General features: G+C 65.0%; 21 protein-coding genes and 1 tRNA gene. 8 read left to right on the top strand and 14 right to left on the bottom strand.

What is annotated here, in order from left to right; translation table 11 throughout:
• Window positions 1–37 precede the first annotated feature (37 nt).
• From epsC to ACI6S0_RS02210, 9 genes are all read right to left on the bottom strand, one after another.
• A complete protein-coding gene (gene epsC, locus ACI6S0_RS02250; RefSeq protein ID WP_434404798.1) occupies window positions 38–1039 on the bottom strand; it encodes a serine O-acetyltransferase EpsC in 1002 nt (333 codons plus the stop codon).
• 115 nt (window positions 1040–1154) lie between these two features.
• Entirely contained in the window at window positions 1155–2489 is a 1335-nt protein-coding gene (locus tag ACI6S0_RS02245) for an ATP-binding protein (RefSeq protein ID WP_099233827.1), read from the bottom strand.
• Window positions 2486–3196 carry a response regulator gene (locus ACI6S0_RS02240; RefSeq protein ID WP_004211079.1) on the bottom strand — a complete coding sequence of 237 codons (711 nt, stop codon included), beginning with the start codon at window positions 3194–3196 and terminating at the stop codon, window positions 2486–2488. Before ACI6S0_RS02240 ends, ACI6S0_RS02245 begins: the two co-directional genes overlap by 4 nt.
• Window positions 3197–3390: 194 nt before the next feature.
• Window positions 3391–4239: a TorF family putative porin gene (locus tag ACI6S0_RS02235; protein WP_010337000.1), complete on the bottom strand. Its 849-nt coding sequence runs from the start codon at window positions 4237–4239 to the stop codon at window positions 3391–3393.
• Window positions 4240–4523: 284 nt separating this feature from the next.
• Complete coding sequence (locus ACI6S0_RS02230) at window positions 4524–6020, bottom strand: SulP family inorganic anion transporter (RefSeq protein ID WP_004211076.1); 1497 nt, start codon at window positions 6018–6020, stop codon at window positions 4524–4526.
• A 3-nt stretch (window positions 6021–6023) separates the two neighbouring features.
• Window positions 6024–6722, bottom strand: a complete 699-nt coding sequence (locus tag ACI6S0_RS02225; RefSeq protein WP_004211075.1) for a carbonic anhydrase — start codon at window positions 6720–6722, stop codon at window positions 6024–6026.
• A 182-nt stretch (window positions 6723–6904) separates the two neighbouring features.
• Window positions 6905–7615 (bottom strand): winged helix-turn-helix domain-containing protein, encoded by a 711-nt coding sequence (locus ACI6S0_RS02220; RefSeq protein WP_004211073.1) that lies wholly within the window; start codon window positions 7613–7615, stop codon window positions 6905–6907.
• A complete protein-coding gene (locus tag ACI6S0_RS02215; protein ID WP_004211071.1) occupies window positions 7615–8052 on the bottom strand; it encodes a hypothetical protein in 438 nt (145 codons plus the stop codon). Before ACI6S0_RS02215 ends, ACI6S0_RS02220 begins: the two co-directional genes overlap by 1 nt.
• A 126-nt stretch (window positions 8053–8178) precedes the next feature.
• Complete coding sequence (locus tag ACI6S0_RS02210; protein ID WP_434404795.1) at window positions 8179–8703, bottom strand: hypothetical protein; 525 nt, start codon at window positions 8701–8703, stop codon at window positions 8179–8181.
• 262 nt (window positions 8704–8965) lie between these two features.
• On the opposite strand from ACI6S0_RS02210, the gene ACI6S0_RS02205 reads away from it, so the two are divergent.
• From ACI6S0_RS02205 to ACI6S0_RS02195, 3 genes are read left to right on the top strand one after another with little or no spacing between them, the layout of a single operon-like run.
• On the top strand, window positions 8966–9652 hold the full coding sequence (locus ACI6S0_RS02205; RefSeq protein WP_099233829.1) for a DUF969 domain-containing protein: 687 nt from the start codon (window positions 8966–8968) through the stop codon (window positions 9650–9652).
• A complete protein-coding gene (locus ACI6S0_RS02200; RefSeq protein ID WP_434404794.1) occupies window positions 9649–10587 on the top strand; it encodes a DUF979 domain-containing protein in 939 nt (312 codons plus the stop codon). The genes ACI6S0_RS02205 and ACI6S0_RS02200 overlap by 4 nt, the downstream gene beginning before the upstream one ends.
• Window positions 10584–11573 carry a DUF2891 domain-containing protein gene (locus ACI6S0_RS02195; RefSeq protein WP_434404792.1) on the top strand — a complete coding sequence of 330 codons (990 nt, stop codon included), beginning with the start codon at window positions 10584–10586 and terminating at the stop codon, window positions 11571–11573. Before ACI6S0_RS02200 ends, ACI6S0_RS02195 begins: the two co-directional genes overlap by 4 nt.
• An 8-nt stretch (window positions 11574–11581) precedes the next feature.
• Here the strand turns inward: ACI6S0_RS02195 and ACI6S0_RS02190 are convergent, their stop codons facing one another.
• Together ACI6S0_RS02190 and ACI6S0_RS02185 are read right to left on the bottom strand one after the other, a co-directional pair.
• The gene (locus ACI6S0_RS02190) at window positions 11582–12757 is read right to left on the bottom strand and encodes a glycoside hydrolase family 5 protein (RefSeq protein ID WP_434404791.1); all 1176 of its coding nucleotides are present in this window, start codon (window positions 12755–12757) and stop codon (window positions 11582–11584) included.
• A gap of 365 nt (window positions 12758–13122) precedes the next feature.
• Window positions 13123–14409 (bottom strand): HD-GYP domain-containing protein, encoded by a 1287-nt coding sequence (locus ACI6S0_RS02185; protein ID WP_434404790.1) that lies wholly within the window; start codon window positions 14407–14409, stop codon window positions 13123–13125.
• Between the two features lie 247 nt (window positions 14410–14656).
• Here ACI6S0_RS02185 and ACI6S0_RS02180 point away from each other — a divergent pair, with 247 nt between their 5' ends.
• From ACI6S0_RS02180 to ACI6S0_RS02160, 5 genes are all read left to right on the top strand, one after another.
• Window positions 14657–15007 (top strand): YciI family protein, encoded by a 351-nt coding sequence (locus ACI6S0_RS02180; protein WP_434404789.1) that lies wholly within the window; start codon window positions 14657–14659, stop codon window positions 15005–15007.
• 171 nt (window positions 15008–15178) lie between these two features.
• Complete coding sequence (locus tag ACI6S0_RS02175; RefSeq protein WP_434404788.1) at window positions 15179–16429, top strand: NAD-dependent epimerase/dehydratase family protein; 1251 nt, start codon at window positions 15179–15181, stop codon at window positions 16427–16429.
• A gap of 101 nt (window positions 16430–16530) precedes the next feature.
• Entirely contained in the window at window positions 16531–18015 is a 1485-nt protein-coding gene (locus ACI6S0_RS02170; protein WP_434404787.1) for a cellulose biosynthesis cyclic di-GMP-binding regulatory protein BcsB, read from the top strand.
• Entirely contained in the window at window positions 18015–19886 is a 1872-nt protein-coding gene (locus ACI6S0_RS02165; protein ID WP_434404786.1) for a glycosyltransferase, read from the top strand. Before ACI6S0_RS02170 ends, ACI6S0_RS02165 begins: the two co-directional genes overlap by 1 nt.
• On the top strand, window positions 19883–20788 hold the full coding sequence (locus ACI6S0_RS02160) for a hypothetical protein (protein WP_434404785.1): 906 nt from the start codon (window positions 19883–19885) through the stop codon (window positions 20786–20788). Before ACI6S0_RS02165 ends, ACI6S0_RS02160 begins: the two co-directional genes overlap by 4 nt.
• 68 nt (window positions 20789–20856) lie before the next feature.
• Here ACI6S0_RS02160 and ACI6S0_RS02155 read toward each other — a convergent pair whose 3' ends face one another.
• From ACI6S0_RS02155 to ACI6S0_RS02145, 3 genes are all read right to left on the bottom strand, one after another.
• The gene (locus ACI6S0_RS02155; RefSeq protein ID WP_434404784.1) at window positions 20857–21825 is read right to left on the bottom strand and encodes a 2OG-Fe(II) oxygenase; all 969 of its coding nucleotides are present in this window, start codon (window positions 21823–21825) and stop codon (window positions 20857–20859) included.
• A gap of 67 nt (window positions 21826–21892) precedes the next feature.
• Window positions 21893–24985 carry a TonB-dependent receptor domain-containing protein gene (locus ACI6S0_RS02150; RefSeq protein WP_017500208.1) on the bottom strand — a complete coding sequence of 1031 codons (3093 nt, stop codon included), beginning with the start codon at window positions 24983–24985 and terminating at the stop codon, window positions 21893–21895.
• A gap of 285 nt (window positions 24986–25270) precedes the next feature.
• Window positions 25271–25347 (bottom strand) — tRNA-Arg (locus ACI6S0_RS02145).
• Window positions 25348–25419 lie beyond the last annotated feature (72 nt).

Genomic DNA, 25419 nt, shown 5'->3' with positions numbered 1-25419 from the left:
ACCCGTTACGGATCCTCCCCCGCCACCCGGGGGAGGATCAGATATTCTCGCCAATCCCGTCCGTGCTTTCCAGCAGCGCATGGACGCGGTGCGGAGCTGACACTTCCACCCGGCTGGTCACTTCGTGCCGGGCCTTGGCCTGGCGCACACTGCTGTCCGCCGGCACGCTCTCGGTCAGCCAGACATTGCCGCCGATGACCGATCGACTGCCGATGATGATCCGGCCCAGCACCGTCGCGCCGGCATAGATGACGACGTCATCCTCGATGATCGGATGGCGCGGCTGCGCCTTTTCGAGCGCGCCCTTCTCGTCCGAGGGGAAGCTGCGCGCGCCCAGCGTCACGCCCTGATAGAGCCGCACCCGATCGCCGACGATCGCCGTCTCGCCGATGACGACGCCGGTGCCATGGTCGATGAAGAAGCCGTGGCCGATGCGCGCGCCGGGATGGATGTCGATGCCGGTGTGGGAATGGGCGATCTCGGAAATGATCCGCGCCACCAGCGGCGCGCCCAGTTCATAGAGGCGATGCGCCAGCCGGTGATGGATGATCGCCAGCATCGATGGGTAGCAGATCAGCACCTCGTCCACGCTGCGCGCGGCCGGATCGCCCAGGAAGGCCGCCTCGACATCGCTGTCGAGCAGGGTGCGCAACGCCGGCAGGCTGTGCGCGAACTCGCCGATGATCCGCGCCGCCGCCGCGTCGACCGCAGCGATCGGGTCGTCCTTCATCGCATAGATGAGTTCGAGCCGGATCTGGCCATAGAGGCGGCTGAGCACGGTCTGCAGCGTCTCGGCGACATAGGCGTCTTCATTATGCAGTCGCACGAAGCTCGGCCCCAGCCGCAGTGGGAACAATGCGCCGCACAGCGCGCCAGTGATCTTTACCAGATTGGCGCGCGACGGGAATCCTTCGGCGCCATATTCGGCATGATGCTGCTGTTCCTGCCGCCAGCGACTGCGCGCGGCGGCCAGGTCCGTGACCAGCCGGTCCAGATCCCAATAGCCCACGCCTTCACCCTGCATATCGCCGTCCGCCATTCCCTGCGCCTCTTGTCCGATGGGCAACCGGAATAACCCGCGTCTGCGCGCCAGGATAAACGAGTTTTGCTTGGGGGTAGCGAGATTCTCTTTGCCGAACGCGCCGGGAGGCCGATCAGACCTTGGCTTCCGGCTTGTTCAGATAGAGGCAGATTTCGACGCGCAGCCCACCCTCGGGCCGATTGGCGAGCGTCAGGCGACCGCCCTCCTGCTCCACAGTCTTGGCGACGATGGCCAGGCCCAGCCCCATGCCGCGCGTGTTGCGCTGACGTGCCGTATCCAGCCGATGGAAGGGTTTGAGCACCTCCTCCAGCCGGTCGCGCGGGATGCCGGGCCCGTCATCATCGACGCGGATCAGCACCTCATTATCGTGCCGCGCCACGCTGACCCGCGCACGCACCCCATAATGGAGCGCATTCTCGATCAGGTTGCGCACGGCGCGGCGCAGCGACAGCGGGCGAACCTCCATCTCCAGATGATCCGGCCCGTCATAGATTACATCGTCGCCATGATCCTGGAAGGCGTCGACCACCGTCGCGATCGTGACCGCCACGTCGATCCGCACCGCCGGTTCAGGATTCTTCTCGCCCCCCAGAAAGGCCAGCACGGACTCGATCATCTCGCCCATCTCGGCCAGATCCTCGCCCATCGCCTCGCGGATTTCGGGGTCGTCCACCGCTTCCAGCCGCAATTGCAGCCGGGCGAGCGGCGTGCGCATGTCATGACCGACCGCCGCCAGCGTCTCGGTCCGCTCGTTGATCAGGCGATGGATGCGGGTCTGCATCGCATTGAAGGCGCGGATCAGGTTGCGCACGTCATTGGTGCCCGCTTCCGCCACCGCCACCTGCTGGGCCAGGCCGATCCGCTTGGTCGCATGCGTCAGGTCGCGCAGCGGCGCCAGGGTCCGCCGGATCAGCACGCCACCCGCAATCAGCAGCGCCAGCACCGGGATCAGCGCCAGGCCGAAGCGACCGAAGGTGAAGGCCCATTTGCCGCCGCTATGATGCATGCCGAAATAGAGCCAGCTGCCGTCCGCCAGTTGCAACCCGCCATTGATCTGCGAGGAGCGGCCGGGCGAATTGAGCCGCAGCCACAGCCGCGATTCATGCAGGCTGGGTTCCCAGTCGACGATCTGCTGCCGCATCCGCGCCAGTTCGGGCGACAGCGGCGGCGGCGGCGGCGCGGCCAGCGTCCAGTGGATATCATAGCGGTCGGTGGTCAGTTGCGCGCTGACCCCGCCGCGCTGGCTGACCGGCGCCTTGGCCACCAGCTTGCGCGCGATCACCAGATGCTCGGCCAGGCGGCGCGCCTCGTCATCCTGCAGCGACAAATGGCTGGCGCGCTCATAGATGAGCGTGCCGACCACGAATTCCAGCAGGACGGTCAGCAGCAATATGCCAAAGATACGGCCGACCAGCCCGAGCGACCGGCTGAACCGCTGTCGTCTCAAGCGCGCGCGACTTCCGCGTTGAACATGTAGCCGACACCGCGCACCGTGGTGATCGGCGCGGGCCGGTCCTCGGTCGACAGCTTGCGGCGCAGGCGGCTGACCAGCACGTCGATGCTGCGGTCGCTGCTGTCACCCATGCGGGTGCGCGACAATTCGATCAGCCGCTCGCGCGCGATCACCCGCTGCGGATGGCTGAGGAAGCTGCCCAGCAGGTCGAACTCGGCGCCGGTCAGATCGACGATCGCGCCGGTCGGCGACCGCAGTTCACGGCGCGGGAAGTTGACGATCCAGCCGTCGAAGCGCGCTTCATTCTCGCGCTGCTCGTCCGGGCCACGCTCCACGCCGACGCGGCGCAGGATGGCGCGGATGCGGGCGATCAGTTCGCGCGTGCCAAAGGGCTTGGGCAGATAATCGTCGGCGCCCAGTTCCAGCCCGACGATACGGTCGGTCTCGCTGCCCTTGGCGCTGATGAAGATGATGGGCACGTCGCTCTTGCGACGGATCTGGCGGCACAGGTCGATGCCGTTGGTGCCGGGCAGCATGACGTCCAGAACGACCAGGTCGACCGGGCCGGCATCGAAGGCCACCCACATTTCCGGGCCGGACGAGGCCGGACGGACCTGATAGCCATGTTCCTGCAACGCGCGCGCCGTCAGCGTGCGGAGCGGCGGATCGTCTTCGACAAGGATGATCGAGGGGGCGGTCATGCGCGGAGCAACATCAGGCTGTTCATGATGTTGGGAGATAAGCAGCGACCGGTGGAGGGTCAACCGCAGCTTGCTGCCGAAACAGTTGACGGGGGCCACAGCAACAATTTGTCACGCCGGCGACAGCTCGGCACAAGATAAGGCCCGGAAATACAGCAGATCGGGCCCGCGCGAACGGGCCCGATCCGTAAAGATCAGAAAGCGGCCGAGATCGAGAAGACGACCGTGCTGCGTGCGATCGACTTGCCGAAATTGTCGCCGTCCGCGACCTGGAAGTTTGGACGCAGATAATTTTCCTCGACGCGGGCAATGTCGGTGTCGACATAGGCGATGCTCAGCGTCAGCGGCGTGCCCGGCACGGCCAGGTCGGCTCCGACCAGCCAGTCAAGATATTTGCCGGTCGGCGCGACCGACGTGCCGTTCGGGCCCAGGCCGCTATTGCCGTTCGACCAGCCCAGATGCGCCTTCAGGCTAACCGGGGTGTTCGGGATCGCACCGCTGACATCGCCCCAGATGTAGAAATTATCTTCCTTGTCACCCGGCTTGTAGATGGTGCAATCGGCGTCGCTGCACCACTTGCCCAGCGCTTCCTGCTTGGGGGCATAGGCCACGCCGAGCAGACCCTTGACCGGGCCGACCTGGCTCGACAGCTTCACATAGGGTTCGGCGAAGTCGGTCTTGTCGGCGCCCGACGGGTACATGTACCAGGTCAGGCCGAGGTCCAGCGTCGCGCCGCTGTCGCCCAGAGGAATGGCATAGCCTGCGAACAGGTCCAGTTCCATGTTGGCGCCGCCAAAGGTGCCCCAGCCCGACAGGTTGGAACCCCAGGTGCCGACATAGACGCCGCTTTCATGGGTTGCGGTCAGGCCGCCCTGGATCGCCATGCCGCGATCGGACTGCGAAACACCACGGAAGCGATAATCGGAAACCAGGCCGACGCTGCCGGTCACGGTGACCGGGCCTGCGGGTTCTTCCTGGGCGAAGGCCGGCGCACTCGACATCAGAGCCAGAGCGGCACAAGCGATTTGATACTTCATGAACATTCCCCTTTTACGAAAGAATGTTCCGTCCTGCATCCGCGGCCCGAAGATCTGTTTTAAATCGTCTTCCGTACCGGCGGATGCCTATTGGCCTATTCTTGCCAGCCGCCGGCGCAAACCTCTATCTTCGCATCTGCACAAGGGAAGAGAGGCGCTGTGATATAGCGATCACGGTTCTTTTCCAAAGAACATTCATATTGTTTCTATTTGATGTCCAGATTGCATCTAAACATGAAAAAGCCGCCACATCCGGGGATGCAGCGGCTTTTCTGTCATGCAGGCTCGTGTCAGGCGACGAGCTGGCGCATCCGTCCGGTCGCGCCGAACAGCTCCACCTTGGCGCCCGCGCCGGTGCGGCGATCGGCCCATTCGCGCACCATTTCGGCGCAGGTATGGTCGATATGGGTCAGGCGCTCGACATTGAGGATGACCAGCTGTCCCGCCGGCACCGATTCCAGCTTGGCCGACAGCTTGGGCAGGCTCAGGAAGCTCGCCGTGCCGTGCAGCGCCACTTCATGCGCATCGCCGCGGCTGGCTTCCTCGACGCCCAGGCGCAGGCGGCTGGCATGGGGGATCAGTTCGATCAGCGACAGGCCGATGCCCACCAGCACGCCGGTCAGCAGGTCGGTCGCGACGACGCAGATCAGCGTCGCGGCCCACACGATCGCGGGCAGCGGACCATAGAGGTGGAACAGATGCTTGACGTGCGACAGGCTGACCAGGCGGAAGCCGGTCACGACCAGGATGCCGGCCAGCGCCGCCATCGGCACTTCGCGCAGCAGCCAGGGCAGCAACGCGACGAAGCCCAGGATCCAGGCGCCGTGCAGGATCGCCGACAGGCGGGTCTTGGCGCCGGCCTGTACGTTGGCGGACGAACGGACGATGACGCCGGTCATCGGCAGCGCGCCAGCCACGCCGCACAGCAGGTTGCCCACGCCCTGCGCGCTCAGTTCGCGGTTGTAATTGGTGCGCACGCCATCATGCATGCGGTCGACCGCCGCGGCCGACAGCAAGGTCTCGGCGCTGGCGATGAAGGCGATGGCGATGGCGGTGGTGATGATGGTCGGGCTCATCAGCTGCGCCAGCAGGCCCTGTTCGGGCAGACTGATGGCGGACAGGATCGATTCCGGCACGACAACACGGGCGACCGGCAGGCCGAGCGCGAAAGCCACCAGCGTCGCGGCGACAACGCCGACCAGCGCCCCCGGCACCAGCTTCATCGATGCAGGACGGAACTTCTCCCAGCCCAGCATCGCACCAATGGTGACCAGGCCGACCGCGAAGGCGGTGGCTGCGTCCTGATTGGTCAGGCCCAGGATCTGGCCCGGCATCGCGATCAGATTGTGCAGGCCGCTCGACAGCGGCTTGTCATCGAACAGCACATGGAACTGGCCGACGACGATCAGCACGCCGATGCCCGCCAGCATGCCATGCACGACCGCCGGCGAAATGGCGCGGAACCAGCCGCCGACCTTCAGCAGGCCGGCGACGATCTGGATCGCGCCTGCCAGGATCAGGATGGGACCAAGGGCCGACAGCCCCTGTTCCCGCACGATTTCGAAGACGATGACCGCAAGACCGGCCGCCGGACCGCTGACCTGCAGCGGCGAACCCGCCAGCAGGCCGACGACCAGGCCGCCGATGATGCCGGTGATCAGGCCTTTTTCCGGCGGCACGCCGGAGGCAATGGCGATGCCCATGCACAGCGGCATGGCCACCAGGAACACGACGATCGACGCCGTGAAGTCGCGGCTGAACGTACCGCCGGAAAAGGCCTTCAACATGATTTACTCCGCAGCTTGTGCGATGAGCGATTCGCCGGCCAGGCGACGCCCATGCGGCAGCGCCACAGGCAGCTTCTGCCCTTCGCGCAGCACCGAGAAACGGCCGGTTTCGCCGTCCAGGCCCAGGACCTGGCCGGCGTGGATGTCGACATACCAGCCGTGCAGGGCGATCTCGCCACGGGCGATGCCCGACGCGACCGACGGATGGGTGCGCAGGTGCGACAGCTGCACGACGACATTTTCCAGCGCCATGTTGCGCAGCTTTTCGGCGGCATCCAGGTCGGCAGGATAGGATTCGCGGCACAGCTTCTGCGCGGCATGGCTGTGGCGCAGCCAGGCGGCAACATTGGGCATGCCGGTCAGGTCGGCGTCGGTGGCCAGCGCCTTCATCGCGCCGCAGTCGCTGTGACCGCACACGATGATGTCGCGCACGCCCAGCACCATCACGGCATATTCGACCGTGGCGGTCACGCCACCCAGCTGGCTGTCATGCGGCGGCACGATATTGCCGGCATTGCGGCAGACGAACAGGTCGCCCGGCTGGGCCTGCATGATGTGCTCGGGAACGATGCGCGAGTCGGCGCAGGAGATCATCAGCGCCTTGGGGCTCTGACCATGGCTGGCCAACTGATTGTAGAGCGTGCTTTCGTTCGGGAAGACCTTGGTCTCGAAACTGAATACACGACCGATAAGCTCGTTCATGGCTTTCATCCTCTTATTGCTATTGCGTTGCCGGTCAGGGGGCGGACCGGCCTAGCTTGCAAAATACGCAGCAGATTTTGCTGCGGCGCAGCGGAATTGTTAAAAATCATGTCTGGGATGCAAAGCGCCCGACAGGCGCGCCAAATGGCGGAAAACCGCGATTGGCGCGCCGTTTCGGGAGGTCAGCGCCGGTCGACGACCGCGCTGAACATGTATCCGACGCCACGAACAGTCACGATCGCGGCGGGCCGCCCCTCATGGGACAGCTTGCGCCGCAGCCGGCTGATCAGCACGTCGACACTGCGGTCGGACGAGGGCGCGTCGCGCACGCCCGCCAGTTCCATCAGCCGCGCACGGGCAATCACCGCCTGGGCATGATCCAGCAACACGGCAAGCAGCGAAAATTCCGCTGCCGTCAGTTCGACCAGCGCGCCGGCCGGGTCGGTCACTTCGCGCCGGGCGAAATCGACCACCCAGTCGTCGAAGCGCGCCTGGGTCTGGCGTCGCAGGCCCAGCGCCCGCTCGCTCCGCCCGCGCCGCAGCACGGCGCGCAGCCGCGCCGCCAGTTCGCGGGTCGAATAGGGTTTGGCCATGTAATCGTCGGCGCCCAGCTCCAGGCCGACCACCCGGTCGACCTCGCTGCTGTCCGCGCCGACCAGGATGATCGGCACGTCGCTACGCTCACGCACGTCGCGGCACAGGTCCATGCCGTCCGGCCCGCGCAGCCCTGCATCCAGCACGACCGCGCCGACCGGCATCCGGTCCATGGCACTGAATATATCGCTCGACGAGGCCGCAGGCAGAGCGCGAAACCCGCTCTGCTCCAGGAATTCGCGCACCTTGTGCCGCAAATCCTGCTGCGTCTCGGCGACCAGTATCAGCGGTGGACTCATCAGCCCTTCACGGTCAGCGCGCGTACGCTGTCCAGTTCATTCACCAGCACGGCGCGGTCCTGCTGCGCCACCGACACGGCCTCGGCATTGCGGGCGCTGGCATAGCGGGCGACTTCGGCATCCACCTGGCTGCGGGCGGCGGCACAGGTGCCGGCATAGCTGCCCGACAGCGGGGCGAAGCGATGGACCGCCTTGCCGAAGGCCGGCACCGACTGGCCCTGGGCCGCGACGGCGCGGTCAACGCGCACATCGGCCTGCCAGCGGCAGACCGGGATGGCGTTACGATTGCCGAAGCGCGGCTCGACCTGGGTGAAACGCACCGACGATGCGGTGTGATAGCTGGCCGTATAGGCCTGGGCGCCGTGGGTCAGTTCAGCGCTGTGGATCGGGGTGGAGGAAGCGGCGAGCGCCGCGACACTGGCAAGGATCGGCAACATGGGTGGCTTCCCTTCGAAACAGACAATATCCAGCAATAAGCGGGATCCTTCCGACGGGTTTAGGCAGGGAGAATGTCTCCCCAATATGCCGAACGTTACAAATTATTGCTGTGCCGCAGCATGCCGTCAAGCGACCCTTGCGATCACCGGACTGGCCTGAAGCGGCCGCGCCACCCCCGACAGGGCCTCGATCAGCCCGGAAAGCCACAGCGCATCGGCCACGGCGCGGTGCCGCGCGGCATGCTGCGCATCGGCATGGGCCATGGCGGCCGCGATCCGCGGCTCGTCCGCGCCCCATTCATCCAGCAACAATGAGACATGATCGATCGCGAACGGCGCCACCACGGCCTGCGTATCGGCCAGCGTCTGCAGCCAATATTGGTCGATCACACTGTCCGCGACCACGCGGCAGCCGGCCACCGCCGCCGCCAGTTGCGCCAGCACCAGGTCCGCCGGCTCGCCCTCCGCCTCGATCCGGGCGCGCGACAGGCCGTGCAGCGCCTCGGCTTCGGCGGTCCAGTCCCAGCCGGCCCAGGCTGCATGCGGTCGAATGATCCAGCTGCGGGCAATGCCGCCGCCCGCTATGCCCACTTCGATCGGGAAGGATCGTCCGTGCCGGGGCAGGCACGACGCCTCGAAATCGATCGCCATGATGGTCAAAGGCTCTCTCCGAATAATTCCACGTCCGCCCCATTTTTGGGTCTGGCCGTCCACGTCTGATACGCCCCTGTCTCCTCCAACTATGTCAGGCCGATGTCATTGGCCATCAGGATTTTCGGAAAAGATGCGAACCGACGGTCCGGTGCGACCGGTGCGACCATCGCACCGGATTTCAACCGCCTATGGCCAGCGGCCTGCATTGCCGCTACCCCATGGCGATGACGGACGGACGACTGCGGGACGCGAACGACTAATGTGGGTGTTGCTGGGCATCGCCCTGATCGTCGCGGGCTTCGTGCTGCGCTTCAATCCGCTGCTGGTGATCCTGGCCTCGGCCATCGCCACCGGCCTTGCCGCCGGGCTTGATCCGCTCACCATCCTCGCCGCCTTTGGCAAGGCGTTCAACGACTCGCGCTATGTCTCGGTCGTCTGGGTGGTACTGCCGGTGATCGGCCTGCTCGAAGCGCATGGGCTTCAGGAACGGGCACGCGGCCTCATCGACCGGATGCGCGGCGCCACCACCGGCCGTTTCCTTCTCTTCTATCTTGTCGCCCGCCAGATTTCGGCGGCCATGGGCCTGATCTCGGTCGCGGGCCATGCCCAGACCGTGCGCCCGCTGGTCGCGCCGATCGCCGAAGCCGCCGCCGAAAAACAGGCCGGCACGCTCGATGAAGAGCAGCGCGACGAGATCAAGGCCTGGGCCGCCGCGACCGACAATGTCGGCGTCTTCTTTGGCGAGGACATCTTCCTCGCCATCGGGTCGATCCTGCTGATCAAGGGGCTGCTGGAGCAATATGGCATCTTGCTCGAACCGCTCCAGCTCTCGGTCTGGGCAATCCCGACCGCGATCGCCGCACTGCTGATTCACGGCTTTCGCCTGTGGCGGCTCGACCGCCGGCTGAACGCGCAGGGTGCCAAGGAAGCGGAGCACGCCGCATGATTACCCTCCACTGGGTCTATGCGCTGATGGGCGCGGTGTTCGCCGGCTATGCTCTGCTCGGCGCCGCCGACCGCAGCAATCCGCGCCGCTTCACCACCGCCGCCTTCTGGGCACTGCTCGCGCTCAGCATGTGGGCGGGCGACCGGATCGGCGACATCGGCAATGGCGTCCTGGTCCTCGGCCTCGTCGCCATCGCCGGCTTCAAGGGGCTGGGGCGCGGCAGCGGCGGCGTGCCGCTGGAAGAGCGGCAGGCGCGGGCCGACCGCCATGGCAATGGCCTGTTCGCCATCGCCCTGGTCATCCCCGTCACCGCGCTGGCCGGCACCTTCCTGTTCAAGGCATTCCCTGCCTGGATCGATCCCAAGCAGACCACCCTTATCTCGCTGGCGCTGGGCGTCCTGATCGCGCTCGGCATCGGCTGCACCTGGCTGCGCGCCCGGCCGATCGTCGCCCTGCAACAGGGGCGGCAATTGATGGACTCGATCGGCTGGGTGGGCATATTGCCGCAGATGCTCGCCAGCCTCGGCGCGGTGTTCGCGCTTGCCGGCGTTGGCGATGTCGTCGGCGGCATCGTCCGCCTCGCCATTCCCGATGGCAGCCTGCTCGGCGCGGTGATCGCCTATGGCCTGGGCATGGCGCTCTTCACCATCGTCATGGGCAATGCCTTTGCCGCCTTCCCGGTGATGACCGCAGCGATCGGCATCCCGCTGCTGATCCACCAATATCATGGCGATCCGGCGATCATCTGCGCGATCGGCATGCTGGCGGGCTTCTGCGGCACGTTGCTGACGCCGATGGCCGCCAATTTCAACCTCCTCCCCGCCGCGCTGCTGCAGCTCAAGGATGAATATGGCGTGATCCGCCGCCAGGTCGGCACCGCCCTCCCCCTGCTCTGCGTCAACATCCTCCTGATCTATTGGCTGGCCTTCCGATGACCCGACTTTCCCAAGACATTGCCGACCGTTTCGCCGCGCTCACCCTGTCCCATCTGGGGCGGCAATATCCCTACAAGATGGACCTGACCTATCAGGGACCGGAGGATGCGCGCATCCCGGCGGAGCATCATCCGATCTTCCATGGCAGCTATGACTGGCATAGCTGCGTCCATGGCTGGTGGCAGGTGATGCGCCTGCGCCGCCTCTATCCCGACATGGCCCAGGCCGACGCCATCCGCGCCCGCGCCGACATGATGCTGGTGCCGGATAAGGTCGCGGGCGAACGCGCCTTCCTCACCCGCCCGACCGCCGGCGGGTTCGAACGCCCCTATGGCTGGGCCTGGCTGCTCGCGCTCCATGCCGAACTCGCCCGGCAGGACGGCCCCTGGGCCGCCGCGATCGAACCGCTGGCGCTCGATTTTGCCGCGCGCTTCCATGCCTTCCTGCCAAAAATGACCTATCCGCTGCGCGTCGGCACCCATTTCAACAGCAGCTTCGCGCTGATCCATGCTTATGTCTGGGCGGAAGGACGCGATCCCGCGCTCCAGGCGCTGATCCGCGAGCGCGCGCTCGCCTGGTTCGGGCAGGACCGGGCCTGCCAGGCCTGGGAACCGGGTGGCGACGAGTTTCTCTCCTCGGCCCTCACCGAAGCGCTGCTGATGAGCCGACTGCTCTCGCGCAGCGAATTTGCCGACTGGTTCGGCGCCTTCCTGCCCGATCTGTTGGCCGGCCAGCCGGCCACCCTGTTCACCCCGGCCACCGTGTCGGACCGCAGCGATGGCAAGATCGCCCATCTCGACGGCCTCAACCTCAGCCGCGCCTGGTGCTGGCGCGGCATCGCCGCCGCGCTGGGCGCCGACGCGCCGATCGCGCCGATCGCCGAGCAGGCGGCCCTCGCCCATCTCGACGCCGCGCTCCCCCATATAGCCGGCGACTATATGGGGGAACATTGGCTGGCCAGCTTCGCCCTGCTGGCGCTGGAGTAACCCCAGCCTCAGGGCATGTTGGCGAGCAGCAGCTTCATATGTGCCGTCGGCGTGGTCGTGCGCGACTGGAGACGGAACATATAGTCATAGGCCCACCAGGCGCCGCCGCCCCAGGCGGTCCAGCCCAGCACCGCCGACGACGTCTTCAGACGGCGCAGCATATCGGGATATTCCTTCGCGCATTGCGGCTGGCCCGACGCGGCGATCTCGCCGAAGAACAGCTTCACCTTGTACTTCTCGGCCCAGGTCAGCGCCGCATTCACGCGCTGGCCGGCCTTGACCTCGCACTTGTCGGTGGTGCCGGTCGACCAGGCATCCAGATATTGATGCACTTCAAAGGCATAATTCTTGCCGGGATCGACGAACTTCACCGCCTGCGCGGCATTGCCCGAACTCACCCAATTATGCGCCCCGGTCCAGGCCGTGCCGGGGATGAGCAGCTTGTTGCTGATCTTCTGGGCGCGGATATCCTTGGTCACCTGCCCGGCAATGGCCCACCATTGCGCCGCCGTCTGCCGGTTTGGCTCGTTCATCAGGCCGATCCAGACCTTGGGGTTGGATCGATAATCCTCCATGATCTTGACCCAGGCATTGGTCAGCGCCGTCGTCGCCAGAGTGCCGCTGCCGACCAGCGCCGCCGATCCCTTCACCTGACGCGCACCATAATTATGCATGTCCAGGATCACCGTCAGGCCCAGCGCATTGGCCTGGGTCACCACCGACTTCAGCGCCTTGCGATCGACCTCCGACAAGGGGCCGTAGAGATTGGGCTGCAACCGTTCCCAGCGGAACGGCACGCGCAGCAGCTTGAAGCCCTGCGCCGCATAGCTGCGCATTTCCGCCGTGCTGGGATAGATATAGTTGCTGCCCAGCTTGCCACCGGTGCCGCCAAATTCGCCGCCGGAAATATTGATGCCCGGCAGAACCTTGGCCGTGCTGGTCGCCGTAGCCGCCGGCACGGCGGCCGCAGCCGCCGCAGCATAGGCCTGCGCCGCTGTCGTGGTCGGCACCATCGCGCTGGCGCCAGTGCTGGCGACCGACGCAGAACTGGACGATGACGGGATGGTGATCACCCGTGCGTCCGGCGCATCCGCCTCTCCCCCCGATAGTGTAACGGCCGCAATAACACCCGTCGCGGCAAGCGCAACCACAGCGGCGGCAACGCCGCCCCCCATCTTCTTCATGAATTGCCTACCCTGTCAGACCCAAAAGGAGGCGGGCCCTTAGCTAGCCTAGTTAGACAATGTCTTCACCCGGTTGCGGGATTTGGTTAAGCCTCCGACAGGCTGTTCCAATAATGCGTCATACGGGTTTTCCCTTAGGCAGAACCCCTGATCCGCCAAGGAAGACCGGGGCAGACCAGCGTTCCCACCCTGGCCGGCAGGATGCCTGGAATGCTCATGGCGAAAATGCCTTCGGTTTCGAGATTCTCGAACGGCTGAAGGCGGATGATCTCGGCGCCGGCCGCGACCGCCGGTTGAAGGAGCGCCTGCTCCAATGGACGGAAGAGTTGCAGGCGACGCGGATCTGACCGGCCGCCTGCCCTGTTTCAGCTTGCGACTGCCAGCAGCTTGGCGCTCATCGCCGGCCATTCGCTCATATCCCATCCTTCGGGCGTCTCGCGGGTGATGATCTGGTCCGCGCCGAAGCAATTGCCCAGGTCAATATCCTCGCTCTTCTCGAACGCCCGGTCGGAGAGCGAATAGAAGGGGCGGACCTTGGGCAGGGTCAGGTCATCGGGATTCTGCTCGACCACGATCGCCAACCGATGCGATCGCAGCCGCACCAGCGACCCGATCGGATAGATGCCGACCGCGCGCTGGAACGCCTGGAAGATTTCCGCGTCGAACAGCGCGCCGCCATCCTCGTCGATCTTCAGCAAGGCGCGCGACGGATCTTCGCCACTGCGGTGCAAGCGATTGGACGTCATGGCGTCATAGCTGTCGCAGATCGCGGCCATGCGCGCGAACATCCCGATCTGCTCGCCGGCCAGGCCATTGGGATAGCCGCTGCCGTCCAGCCGCTCATGATGGTTGAGGCACACGTCCAGCACTTCCGCCGGCATTTCCCCGCCCAGGGTCAGGAACTCGTGCGCCAGCGTGGTGTGGCTCTTGACCACGTCCCACTCCTCCGGCGTCAGCGGCGCATCCTTGTCCCACACTTCCTGCGGCACATGAGCCATGCCCATGTCCATCAGCAGGCCGGCCAGGCCGGCCTTGCGGATATCGTCGGGCGAAAGGTGCATCTGCTGGGCAAGGCCGATCATCAGCGCGCAGACCGACAGCGCATGCTGATACAGATATTCGCCACTATTCTTCATCCGCGTGATCGCCATGAAGGCGTGCGGGTTGCGCTGCACCGAACTCGAAATCTCGTCGACCATGGTTTCCAGCTTGGCCGCCTTGACCGCCTTGCCCAGCCGCACATCCTCATAGAGCTTGCGCATGGTACGACCCGATTTGCGCGCCAGCCGCTGGGCATGGACCATCTCGGCGCGGATCGGCAGCTTGTCCTTGGACAGCGGATCGAAGGGGCGATCGACCGGCTGGGGCGCGGCGCGGCGCACGATCGTCGGCCCGGCACGCCCGAACACCCGTTCGCGCGGCTCGGCCATCGACACCACGCGGGATGGCGCCGGTTGGGCCGGGGCCACGTCCGCGCCGCGCGATACGTCGATCGTCACCCACTCGACCTTGCTGGCATGCAGGTCCGCCAGTTGCTCGGGATCGTCGAGCAGCATCTTGCGCTTCCAGAAGGGGTGGGAAAACCACGACCCGTCCAGCTTGTGCAAGAACATCCCCAGTTTCACGTCCTGGGTGCGGATTTTTTTCAGCATTTATACGGCCCCGTAGTCCCCGCTTTCATTTCGCAGCTCGTGCCTTTCCAAAAGGTTAAGATCCCCCTTCCAGCCGCGAAAGTGCAGCTTCGCTTCGTCGCATGCAGGTGCGGCAACTGCTTGAAAGCCGGCAATTCTCTTGCCACACGCCTGAAGCTTCGCCGTGAGCCGGCCGATAATGTCGCTGCGCCTACCGCAATCGGCCATTTTCGCTTATCCTCCTGCGGTCCGGACAGGGAGGCGATCGATGCGCGTGATGGTGCTGGTGAAGGCAACGCAGGACAGCGAGGCAGGCGGCCCGCCCGACCTGGAGATGATGGCGGCGATGGGCCGCTTCAACGACGAACTGGAAGCGGCCGGCATATTGCGCATGGCCGACGGCCTGCTCCCCTCCTCTCATGGCAAGCGTATCGCCTTCGACGGCGCCGATCGCCGCGTCATCGACGGCCCCTTTCCCCAGGTCGGCGAACTGGTCGCGGGCTTCTGGCTGTGGGAGGTAGCCGATATGGACGAAGCCGTCGCCTGGGTGAAACGCTGCCCCAATCCCATGCCCGGCCCCAGCGAGATCGAGATCCGCCCTTTCCACGAATGGGCCTAGCGCCCCTCATATCCTTGCATTGCATTGATCTGCTGCCGTTTTTCCCGGCACTCGGTATTTACCCCGATAGCTCTTCGGCCGACTAAGCGGGATCATCCGACCTCCCTTCTTCTCGATTGCCGGCCGCCGCGCACATTTCCGGTGCGGCGCGTGCCAGGGACAGGAGATCGTGTGGCGAAAAAGATTTTCGTGCTCGGCGGCGACGGCTTTTGCGGCTGGCCGACAGCGTTGCATCTGTCCGAACTGGGCCATGAGGTCGTCATCATCGACAATCTTTCGCGTCGCCGGATCGACGCGGAACTGGGCGTCCACAGCCTGACGCCGATCGCCATGGTCGACCAGCGGCTGGATGCCTGGCACCAGGTAAGCGGGCGGACCATCCGCTTCCATTATCTCGACGTCGCCCAGGATTATGCCCGCCTCCTTGCCCTGCTGGCGGAGGAGCGCCCCGAAGTGATCGTCCATTTCGCCGAACAGCGCGCCGCCCCCTATTCGATGCGCGGACCGACCGAGAAGCGCTATACCGTCAACAACAATGTCGGCGGCACCCACAATGTCCTGACCGCGCTGGTCGCCTGCGACCTCGACGCGCATCTCGTCCATCTCGGCACCATGGGCGTCTATGGCTATGGCGGCGCCGGCTTCGAAATCCCCGAAGGCTATCTGACCGTCCAGATCCACGACGATGCCGGTGCCCCGCATGACTGGGAAATCCTGTATCCGACCCGGCCGGGCAGCGTCTATCACATGACCAAGTCGATCGATCAGCTGCTGTTCCAATTCTATGCCCAGAATGACCGGCTGCGCATCACCGACCTGCACCAGGGCATCGTCTGGGGCACCCAGACGGCAGAGACGCGGCGCCACCCCGCGCTCGTCAACCGGTTCGATTATGAGGGCGAATATGGCACCGTGCTCAACCGCTTCCTGGTGCAGGCGGCGCTTGGCCATCCGCTGACCGTTCATGGCACCGGCGGCCAGACCCGTGCCTTCCTCAATATCCAGGATACCGTGCGCTGCATCGCGCTCGCCGTCGCCCATCCGCCGGAGCGCGGCGACCGGGTCAAGATCATCAACCAGATCGCCGAAAGCCTGCGCGTGCGCGACCTTGCCCGGCTGGTATCCGACCTGACCGGGGCGGCGATCGAATATCTGCCCAACCCCCGCAAGGAAGCGGCAGAAAATGACCTCGACGTCAGCAACGCCACCTTCCGCGCGCTGGGCCTCGACCCGATCCTGCTGACCGACGGCCTGCTGGCCGAGACGCTGGAAATTTCCGCCCGTTATGCCGACCGCGTCGACCAGCGCCACATCCCGGCGCGCACGGCCTGGACGCGGGAGCAGCAGGCGGCGCTCGACCAGGCGGGGCCGATCGAGACGATCCGCCCTGTCCTGCCCGGCGTGGCGGGAGCGGGCCGATGAGACTATGGGTCATCTGCCTTCAGGCGCTGTTGTTCATCGGCCTGCTGATCGCGATCGGCTAGAGCGGCCTGTTCGACACGATCATGGGCCGCAACGTCCGAATGGGCGACCCCCTCTTCGAGGATTACCAACGCGGCTCCATCCCCTTCATCGATGTCGATGGACGCGACGTGTTCGTGGCGCAGTCGCACCCGGACAATCCCCTGATCCTGTCCGGTTTTCCGGCCTATGCCAGCAAGCTCTTCCGCCTGCCGACCGATAGCCGGCCGCTCAGCGGCACCTATAATATCGCCTTCGCGACCGACGCCGTGCCCGATGCCGAGGGTGCGCTGCGGATCAGCATCAACGGGGTCAAGCGCGCCGACGTCGTGCTGAACCAGGGGCGCTTCAAACGGCGTGCCAAGATCGAACTGACCCCCGCCGAACTGGCCTCGGGCCAGTTGGAGGTCAAACTGGCGCTGGTCGGGCGTGGCCCGATGGCCGAATGCACGCCCAATGAAGCGCTGGCGGCCGTCGTCACGATCCTGCCGGAAAGCGGCCTGCACCTCAAACTGGACAAGGCGCCGTCCACGACCCGCGACCGGCTCGCCTTGTGGGGCGACCTGATCCCGGTCAAATGGGACGAGGATGACAAGGTGGCGGATCTCGCCACCCTGCTCGCCGCCGCGCGGCTGAGCGAGAAAGGCTATGGCATCTATTTCGGCGAAAGTGGCTATGCCGCCCAGGCGCTGACCGACATCGACAAGGGCGCAGCCATCCGTCCCGACCGGACTCAGGCGCTGCGCTATCCGGTCAGCCTGGTCAGCGCGATCGAGAATGGCGGCGCTCGCCGTTTTGATCGGGAAACCACCTGGCGCTATCGCTATGATGTCGGGCAATTGCCCAATGACGAACTGCCGTCCGCGCTCGACCTGCGCCTGCTGCTCGGGCCGATCGCCGAAACCCGCACCGCGCTGTTCGTGACGCTCAACGATCATCTGCTTTTCACCCGCACCCTGACCGACGAGGATCAGCGCTTCAGCCATTCGATCGCGCTGCCGACCGCCGATCATCTGGATCGCAACCAGTTGGAAATCACCCTGACCGCGCATGAGCGGGAAGAAATGCGGTGCGGCGCGCGCCGTCTGATCGCCGCGGAAATGCTGCCGGAAACCATCTTGCGGGGCGGCGGCGAACGGCTTGTGCCGGCGATCGTCCAGTTGCGGGGCCTGCTTACAGCCAATCGCCCGGTCGCCTTGAAGGCCGGCGCACTGACCGCACCGCAGGGACAGGCCACAGCCCAGTTGCTGGGTCAGATGCGGCCCAGCGCCCTCGCCTTCGGCACCCAAAGGCCGGGCACCACGATCGAGGTGCTGACTGGCGACATTGCCGGCGCGCTGGCTCGGGTCCGCCCCGCCGGACGGCAATGGCTGGTCCACTTCCCCGATGACCGGCGCGAAGGCGTCATGGTGGAACCCTTCGCGCGTGGTGCATCGGCGGCCAGGGCGGCCGTGGCCCTGCTGGTGACGGTCCATCGCCCGGTTCCCGTCCCGCCGCCCGCCACGCCGGCGACCACCCCGCTGCGCGCAACAGCCCCTGCCCCCTGATGCCGCCGCCCCCGGATTATGACCGGACCCAAGCCAATTTCCAGTCGACGGACAGTTTCGCCGGCGGGCTGGCCCGCCCGGTATCGATGTTGCGCGCGCCCGCTCTGCTGCTGACCTTCACGACCATCGCCCTGTTCCAGCTATGGCTGTTCGAACTGGGTTTTCTCGACCGCTTCTTCCGCACCCATGATTATGTGTTCGGCCCCTATCTGGGCTTCAGCGCGATCTCGATCCGGACCTTCATCTATTCCTATTTCATCGCCTTCTCGCTCTATGCAGCGGGATCGGTGCGGGCGCGCATCCTGCTCTGCCTCGACCTGTGCCTGCGCTACATGGCGCTCTGCACCATCCTTGACCTGGGCAGCGTGGCGCTGTTCGCCTATGTCGGCACCCCCTTTTCGCTGGCCGCGATCCAGGTCATGGCCGGGCTCATGGGCATGGCGGTCTTCGCCTTCGTCATCATCCGGCGCGGTACCATGCCCGCCCCGGTACCGGTGCTGCGCGGCCCCCAGCCCAAGGGGCGCGCCCTCTACCGCCTCGCCATTGCCGGTACGATCGCGGCGATCATCGCCATCTGGGCGGCACAGCAACCGCTCCTGCTGTTCGAGGAGATGCGCGACATCAGCCTGCTCGGCGGCATCGGCCCTGGCGTCATCCTGTTCGTGCTGCTGACCTTTGCCCAGCTCTATATCGTTGCCGTCGCGGAACGCTATCGCCTGTCGCGCCCCGACTTCGCCGCCCCGGTCAGCGTCATCGTGCCCGCCTTCAACGAACAATATGTGATCGGCCAGACGATCCAGCATATCGACCGCGCCGCCGCCCATTATGGTGCGGAGGTCGAACTGATCGTGATGGACAATGGCTCGGTCGATGGCACGGCGGACATCGCCCGCGCCGTGATCGATGCCTGCTCCGCGCTCAAGGGGCGGGTCGTGCATGTCGCGACGCCCGGCAAGGCCCATGCCCTGAACGAAGGCGTGCTGCATGCGCGCCATCCGTTCATCGTGCGGATCGACGCCGACACGCTGGTGGGCGAGGATAATCTGACGCTGGCAATGCAGAATTTTGCCGATCCCGATGCCGGCGCGGTCGGCGGCGTACCCTTGCCGCCAGGCGGCGCGATCTTCGATGCCGGGCGCCTGGTCGAGGTGATCGTCAAGCATGGCTATTATTCGCCCGCGCTCAGCGTCATGGCCGGGCTGGTCGGCATTCCCGGCATGTTCGTCATCTATCGGGCGGACGCGCTGCGCCGGGTCGGCCAGTTCGCCTCCGGCATGAATGGCGAGGATACCGACATCTCGCTGCGCATCGCCGAACTGGGCTATCGCACGCTGGTCGATCATCGGGTCAGCTATGTGTCCGAAGTGCCGACCAGCTTCGCCCATCTGCGCGAACAGCGGCTGCGCTGGTTCCGGTCGGTCTATCATGTCAGCGCGCGCGCCCATTCGCTCATCAGCGCCCCGGACTTCAGCATCCGCGGCAAGCTGGTCCTGCCCTATATGCTGATGAACACCGCGCGCAGGGCGATGATGATCCCGCTCGTCATCTTCGGCCTGCTTGAACTGCTCATCACGTCGAGATCGATCGCTTTGCCCCATTGGCAGGCGATCGTTGCCGTGCTGGTCGGATCACCCATGGTTGCCGCGGCGATCGCGATCCTGGCGAATAATCGACCCCGCGCCCTGCTGGCGCTGCCCCCCTATATCTTCTTCCGCGCGCTGCGCGCCTGGTACACGCTCGAATCCGCGCTCACCATCCCGATCACGTCGATGTCCACGCGCATCCAGATCGGGCGCGACCCCTGGCCGCAAAGCCCGCCGCCCGATCCGCTTCCCCCGCCATCCCCCCCTTCATCGCCGGAGGTCTCATGAAACAGATCGTCATTCCCGCCGCCCTGCTGGGCCTCGCCGCCATGCCCCAGGCCGGCTGGGCCAAGTCGGGCGACCTGTCCGTCGAGGGTGAACTCTCCTACGGGCTCGACGTGGTGCCACCCGACGTGATCGACAACAGTCCCGATCAGGATCGGATCAAGTCGCTGTTCACCGGCGAAGTGGGCCTGGCCTATGATGCCGGCCCGGCGATCCTGCGCGCGTCCGCGGGCGCCCACATCTATCCCTCCGAAGCCGATTATAATCGCTATCCGCTGACCGTCGGCGCGCAGATCGACTGGCCACTGGCAGCCAGGGGGCGCACCAGGCTGCGCTTCCAGCCCAGCTATGAATATGTGCTGGGCGATGATGGCCGGGTGTTCGATCGCGCGCGCATGGATGTGCAGCTCATCCACCGCCACAATCCTGCCCACACCAGCACGGTGCGCCTGCGTTACGGCTATCGCAACCAGAGCGAACAGCGCTTCCAGGGCTATGACCAGAGCGAGTGGCTGGGCGAACTGCGCCATCTCTGGCGGCCGGGCGGCGGCCAGACCCGCATCATGGGGTCGCTATTGGGCCTGCACGCCAATGCCCAGGCCAACCGCTTCAGCTATAATGGCTATGGCACCATGCTGATCGCCCGCACGCCGCTGCGCGAGGGACTGGAAGTCTATGGCCGGCTCTATCTGGTTCATCGCAACTACAAGGCGGCCTTTTCCAACGCTTACCCTTTCAAGCGGGAGGATACGCAATTGCGCCTGACCGGCGGCGTCGAACAGGCACTGACCCGGCGGATCAACCTGTTCGGCGAGGCCGGCTATGCCAGCAATGATTCCAACGTCCCCACCCGCGATTATAGCGGTTTCGTCGGCCGCATCGGCATCGGCATCCGCTTCCACTGACAATGGAACTGCGAAGAATATCCGGTCGGGCGCAGGCCCGGCAAGGATCGGGCCTGCGCCTCGCATGCTCACGGGTTCCAGGGATCGTGACGATCATGCCTGATCCAGCGGGTGCATAGCCATTTCTGTCCCGCCATGACCGGCGCGCCCAGATGCACGGCGGCTTCCGCGGCCTGCCCCTGCGCATCGGTGTTGCGGAACAGCAGGGCATCGCCCTTCCGCCCCTTCACCGACAGGCCCAGCCGCGGGAAGATCGTTTCCCCGCCGGCATAGCCTTCGTTGAGATAGATCAGCATCGTCCATGCCCGCTGGTTGCGGACATGAGGCAGGCAATCATGATGCTGCCGATATTGCTGGCCGACGGCATAGCGCAGCAATGTCAGCGGCTCGCCGCCCGACAGCATCGTCCCGCTTGCCGCCGCAATCCGCCGGTTGATCGCCTGGATCACCAGATCCTCGCGCGCCGGGCCGAAAATCCCGCCATCCGACGTGCGGATCGGATGCGGCATGGGCCGGCCACTGCGCGGATCGATCACCATTGCCGGTTCCAGCAGCGCCTGGCCTTCGCTGATGACATGATGGCATTCATCGGCCGTCAGGAACTGGCGGAACAGCCGGACATCCCAGTCGCCGGTCAGCGCTTCGCCCTCGGGCACGGCCGCAGGCGCACCGTCCGGGGCCAATGTCATGCGATCGATCAGCGCTAGCTGCTGCTGCGCGACCGGATCCCCCTGCGCCGCGATCTTCAACCGGGCCAGCGCCTCCGTCCAGTCGACCGGCCCGCCGCTGCCATTGGCGGTCAGCGCGATTTCCATCAGCGCCGCATCGACATGGCCGATCTCGACCGCGCGGCGCAGCAGGCCCCTCGCCCGTTCCAGATCGCGCGCCACGCCATGGCCCGCCAGATGCCAGGTGGCAAGGCAGAAGAGCGCGTCGACATCGCCCTGCGACGATGCCTGTTCCAGCCGGGCGACAGCCTGCGCCACTTGGCCGGATGCGGCCAGTTGCCGGGCATGGGAAACGGTGGGGGAAGTCATGGCCAAGCAGAAAACGAAAAGGGCCGGAAGTCAATCCGGCCCTCTCGCTTACAGCATGTCGCTGCGATCAGAACTTGGCGACGGCGCCGATATAGCCATAGCGGCCGCGGACGTCGTAGATACCCGACCCCGCACCCACGCCGGTCAGGCCGAAGGGCGGTGCGCGGTTACCGATATTGTCGACACCGACATAGATGTTGAACTTTTCGGTCACGTCATAGCCCATACGTGCGTCGTGATAGAAGACGTCGGGATATTTCTTGAGCGAGGCATAGTCCGCATTCTGCGGCGGCAGCCCGTTGACCGAGTTATAGTCCTCATAGGTGTTGAGGTACATCTTGTCGATCCAGCGCATCTGATAGCCGATCGTCAGCTTGCCGAACTTCACGTCGCCGTTGAAGTTGACCTGGTTCTTGGGATCGCCCAGTTCTTCCAGGATCTGGTTGCGGAAGCTCGGATCAGCCGGATTGAGATATTCGTTCCGCTTGATCATGCGCGTGTAGACCGTCTTGAAACCAGCCGAACCCCAGCTGAAATCATGACGATAGTTGAGTTCGGCGTTGATGCCTTCGGCGGTCAGCTTCGCATAGTTGAGCGTGGTCTGCTGCAACGAACCCTGAAGCACCTGATAGGCCGCTTCACCCGACGGACCTTCGGTCGCGCCGTTACGCGTGAACAGGCCGCAGAACGGATTGTCCAGATTGGGTGCGTCATAGCAGGCGTTCAGGATCTGCTGGGCCGACGGCGCGGTGATGACGTCGTCCACCTTGATGTTGAAATAGTCGACCGACAGCGACAGGCCCGGAATCCAGCGGGGCTGCAGAACGCCACCGACAGTCCAGCTGGTCGAGGTTTCTTCCCGCAGATTGGGGTTGCCGCCCGAAATCAGCTCGATCGACGAGGTGTAGACGAAGTCATAGTTGGTCGGCACGCCGGCCGCACGGCAATTGGCCTCGCGATAGGAGGAACCGGTGCCGATGTTGCGCAGCGAGCAGGGATCGTTCGGCGCAGGCGCGAAATTCTGGCTCTGCTCCGAATAGAGATCGACCACGTTGGGCGCACGGATCGCCTTGTTGTAGGTGCCGCGGAAGCGGATGTCCTGAACCGGGGTCCAGGTCAGTTCCGTGCCCCAGGTGTAGACGGTGCCGGTCGCGCCCTTATAGTCGGACACGCGGCCCGAGGCATTGGCGGTCAGTTCCTTGAAGAAGGGAACGTCCTTCAGGATCGGCACGCTGATTTCGCCGTACAGCTCCTTCACTTCGAACGCCGGGGCGCGGAAGGTCGGGATCGCGTTGTAGAAGGCGTAGCCCTGCTGGGTCAGCTCATCCAGGTCATAATAGACCTTCTCGCGGCGATATTCGCCACCGACCGAGAAGCCGACCGGGCCGCCGGGCAGTTCGAACCAGGCGCTGGTGTCGCCCGCCACGAAGCCGGACGCCACGAACTGCTTGATCTTGCCGGTCGCGACCGTGTCCATCAGCACATAGTTGCGCGCAGCCTGCGAGACCGAGCCCTGGCCGAAGGGATTGATCGGAACGCATGCCGCAATGTCGGCGGCCAGGATGGCCGCATCCGCACCATAGTCGACCGTGCCGGCCGGATTCAGCTTCGAACGGCAGACGATGTTGCCGGCGGCGTCGCGGGTGGTGTCGATACCCAGCAGGTAGCGCTGGACGTTGACATTGCCCTTGACGACATTCTTCTCGCGATGCTCGCCATAGTTGACGGACAGTTCGTAGTTCCAGTCGTCGTTGAAGTCGCCGCGGACACCGACGACAGCGCGATAGGTTTCACGACGGATGGCTTCGTCACGAATGCCGAAGTCGACCCAGTTGCGACGCAGGTTGAACCGGAACGTGCCGGCGTTGATCGCGGCGCGCTGCGCGTCGAGCTGCGCCGCCGTCAGGGCTGCGCCGGTATTGGCGTTGACGGTCGTCGCCAGCAATTGCTGGGTCAGGAGCGTGCGGGCCTGGTCCGACAGGAACGGGTTGTCGAGACGGATGCGTTCGCGGCCGCCCGGATCGCCCAGCGTCGTGCCCTGCGAGAAGAAGGGACCGCTCTGCGAGCCATAGGCGTCGGCCCGGACATATTTCGCTTCCCAGAAGGGCACGAAGGACGGGCTGAACTCATAATGGCCCATCAGGTTGACCGAAATGCGTTCCAGATTGGGGCTCAGCGCCAGCAGCTTGCCTTCACGGCTGTTCGTGCCGTTGCCGCCGACATAATTGCCGTTGGGGCCCAGGCCGATGCGTTCACCGGTCTGCGGCACCAGCGTGCCGTCGGGCTGGAACAGCATGTTGCAGACAAAGGCCGCGCCTACCGCATCACGACCGCAGGCCGCGTTGCCGGCGCTCTGGAAGATGCCGGTCTGGCCGCCCAGCGAGATGGTGGCCGAACGCACGTCGCGGAAGAACTGGCGGTCGAACACGCCGTCCGAACCGTTGGCGGTGCCGGCCGGGTCGGTGTCGACGACGATGAACGCATCATTCTGGCGCATGGTCGGACGGTTGGAACCGTAGAAATCGTCCGACTGGGCATATTCGACGTTGATCGCGATATTGCCGCGGCCATCGGCGAAATTCTTGCCCGCCAGGATCGAAGCATAGCGGTTGCCGGCGTCGCCATATTTGCTCGCGCCATTCTGGCCGCGCACCTGGACGCCTTCATAGTCCTGCTTCAGCACGAAGTTGACCACACCGGCGATCGCGTCCGAACCATAGACCGACGATGCACCGCCGGTCATCACGTCGACGCGCTCGATCAGGTCGGTCGGGAAGGTGTTGGTGTCGGGCGACACGCCGTTCGACAGGACGTCGGAACCGACATGGCGGCGACCATTGACCAGCACCAGCGTGCGCTGCGTGCCCAAGCCGTAAAGGTCGAGCAGGTTGAGGCCGCGCGTGCCCAGGAAGCGGGTCGAGTTCTGCTGGCTGAAGGTGCTGCGCAGCTGCGGCAGCTCGTTCAGCGTATCACCGACCGACAGCTGCCCCGTCTCGAAGAACTGCTCGCCCGAAATGGTGGTGATCGGCGCATTGGCTTCCAGATTCGGACGACGAATGCGCGAACCGGTCACGACGATCGACGACGCGACCTCCCCGGTCGCTTCCGGATTGCGATCGGCTTCGGTCGTCTGCGGCGTGGCGCTGCTCCCTTGCGCCATGGCTCCCGTTGCAAAGGCGAAACTGCCCGCCAGGGCAGTAAATGTCAGAAAGCTATATTTTTTCACGAAGCTTCAGTCCCTGTTCAGAAGGACGCGGGCCCTCTCCCGCGCCGCTGCGCACAGGGTGCCCCAACTGGGACGCAAGACAAGCGATATTGTAATATCCTTGTCACACATTGAAATTTTCGTGAAACATGTGACCGTCGTGCAACAGCATGACGCGCAACAAAATGTCACGCTCGCGCCCCACCGATGAGCGCGTAAGTCATTATGATTTAAGGAAAATGGTGCACCCGACGGGATTCGAACCCATGGCCCTCAGATTAGGAATCTGAGCTAGTCTGTTACCAGACGTCGCATGCTGTAACGCTGTCTCCAAAAAACCGCGGATTTCCGCCATTCCTTGTTACATGTTGTCTTATGTTGTTAAGCCC

Origin of the sequence: Sphingobium sp. DN12 (assembly GCF_051058005.1) — a bacterium.
Classification (GTDB): domain Bacteria; phylum Pseudomonadota; class Alphaproteobacteria; order Sphingomonadales; family Sphingomonadaceae; genus Sphingobium; species Sphingobium yanoikuyae.
Note: the sequence above shows the minus strand (reverse complement) of the source record. Positions and strands in the feature narration are given on the sequence as shown.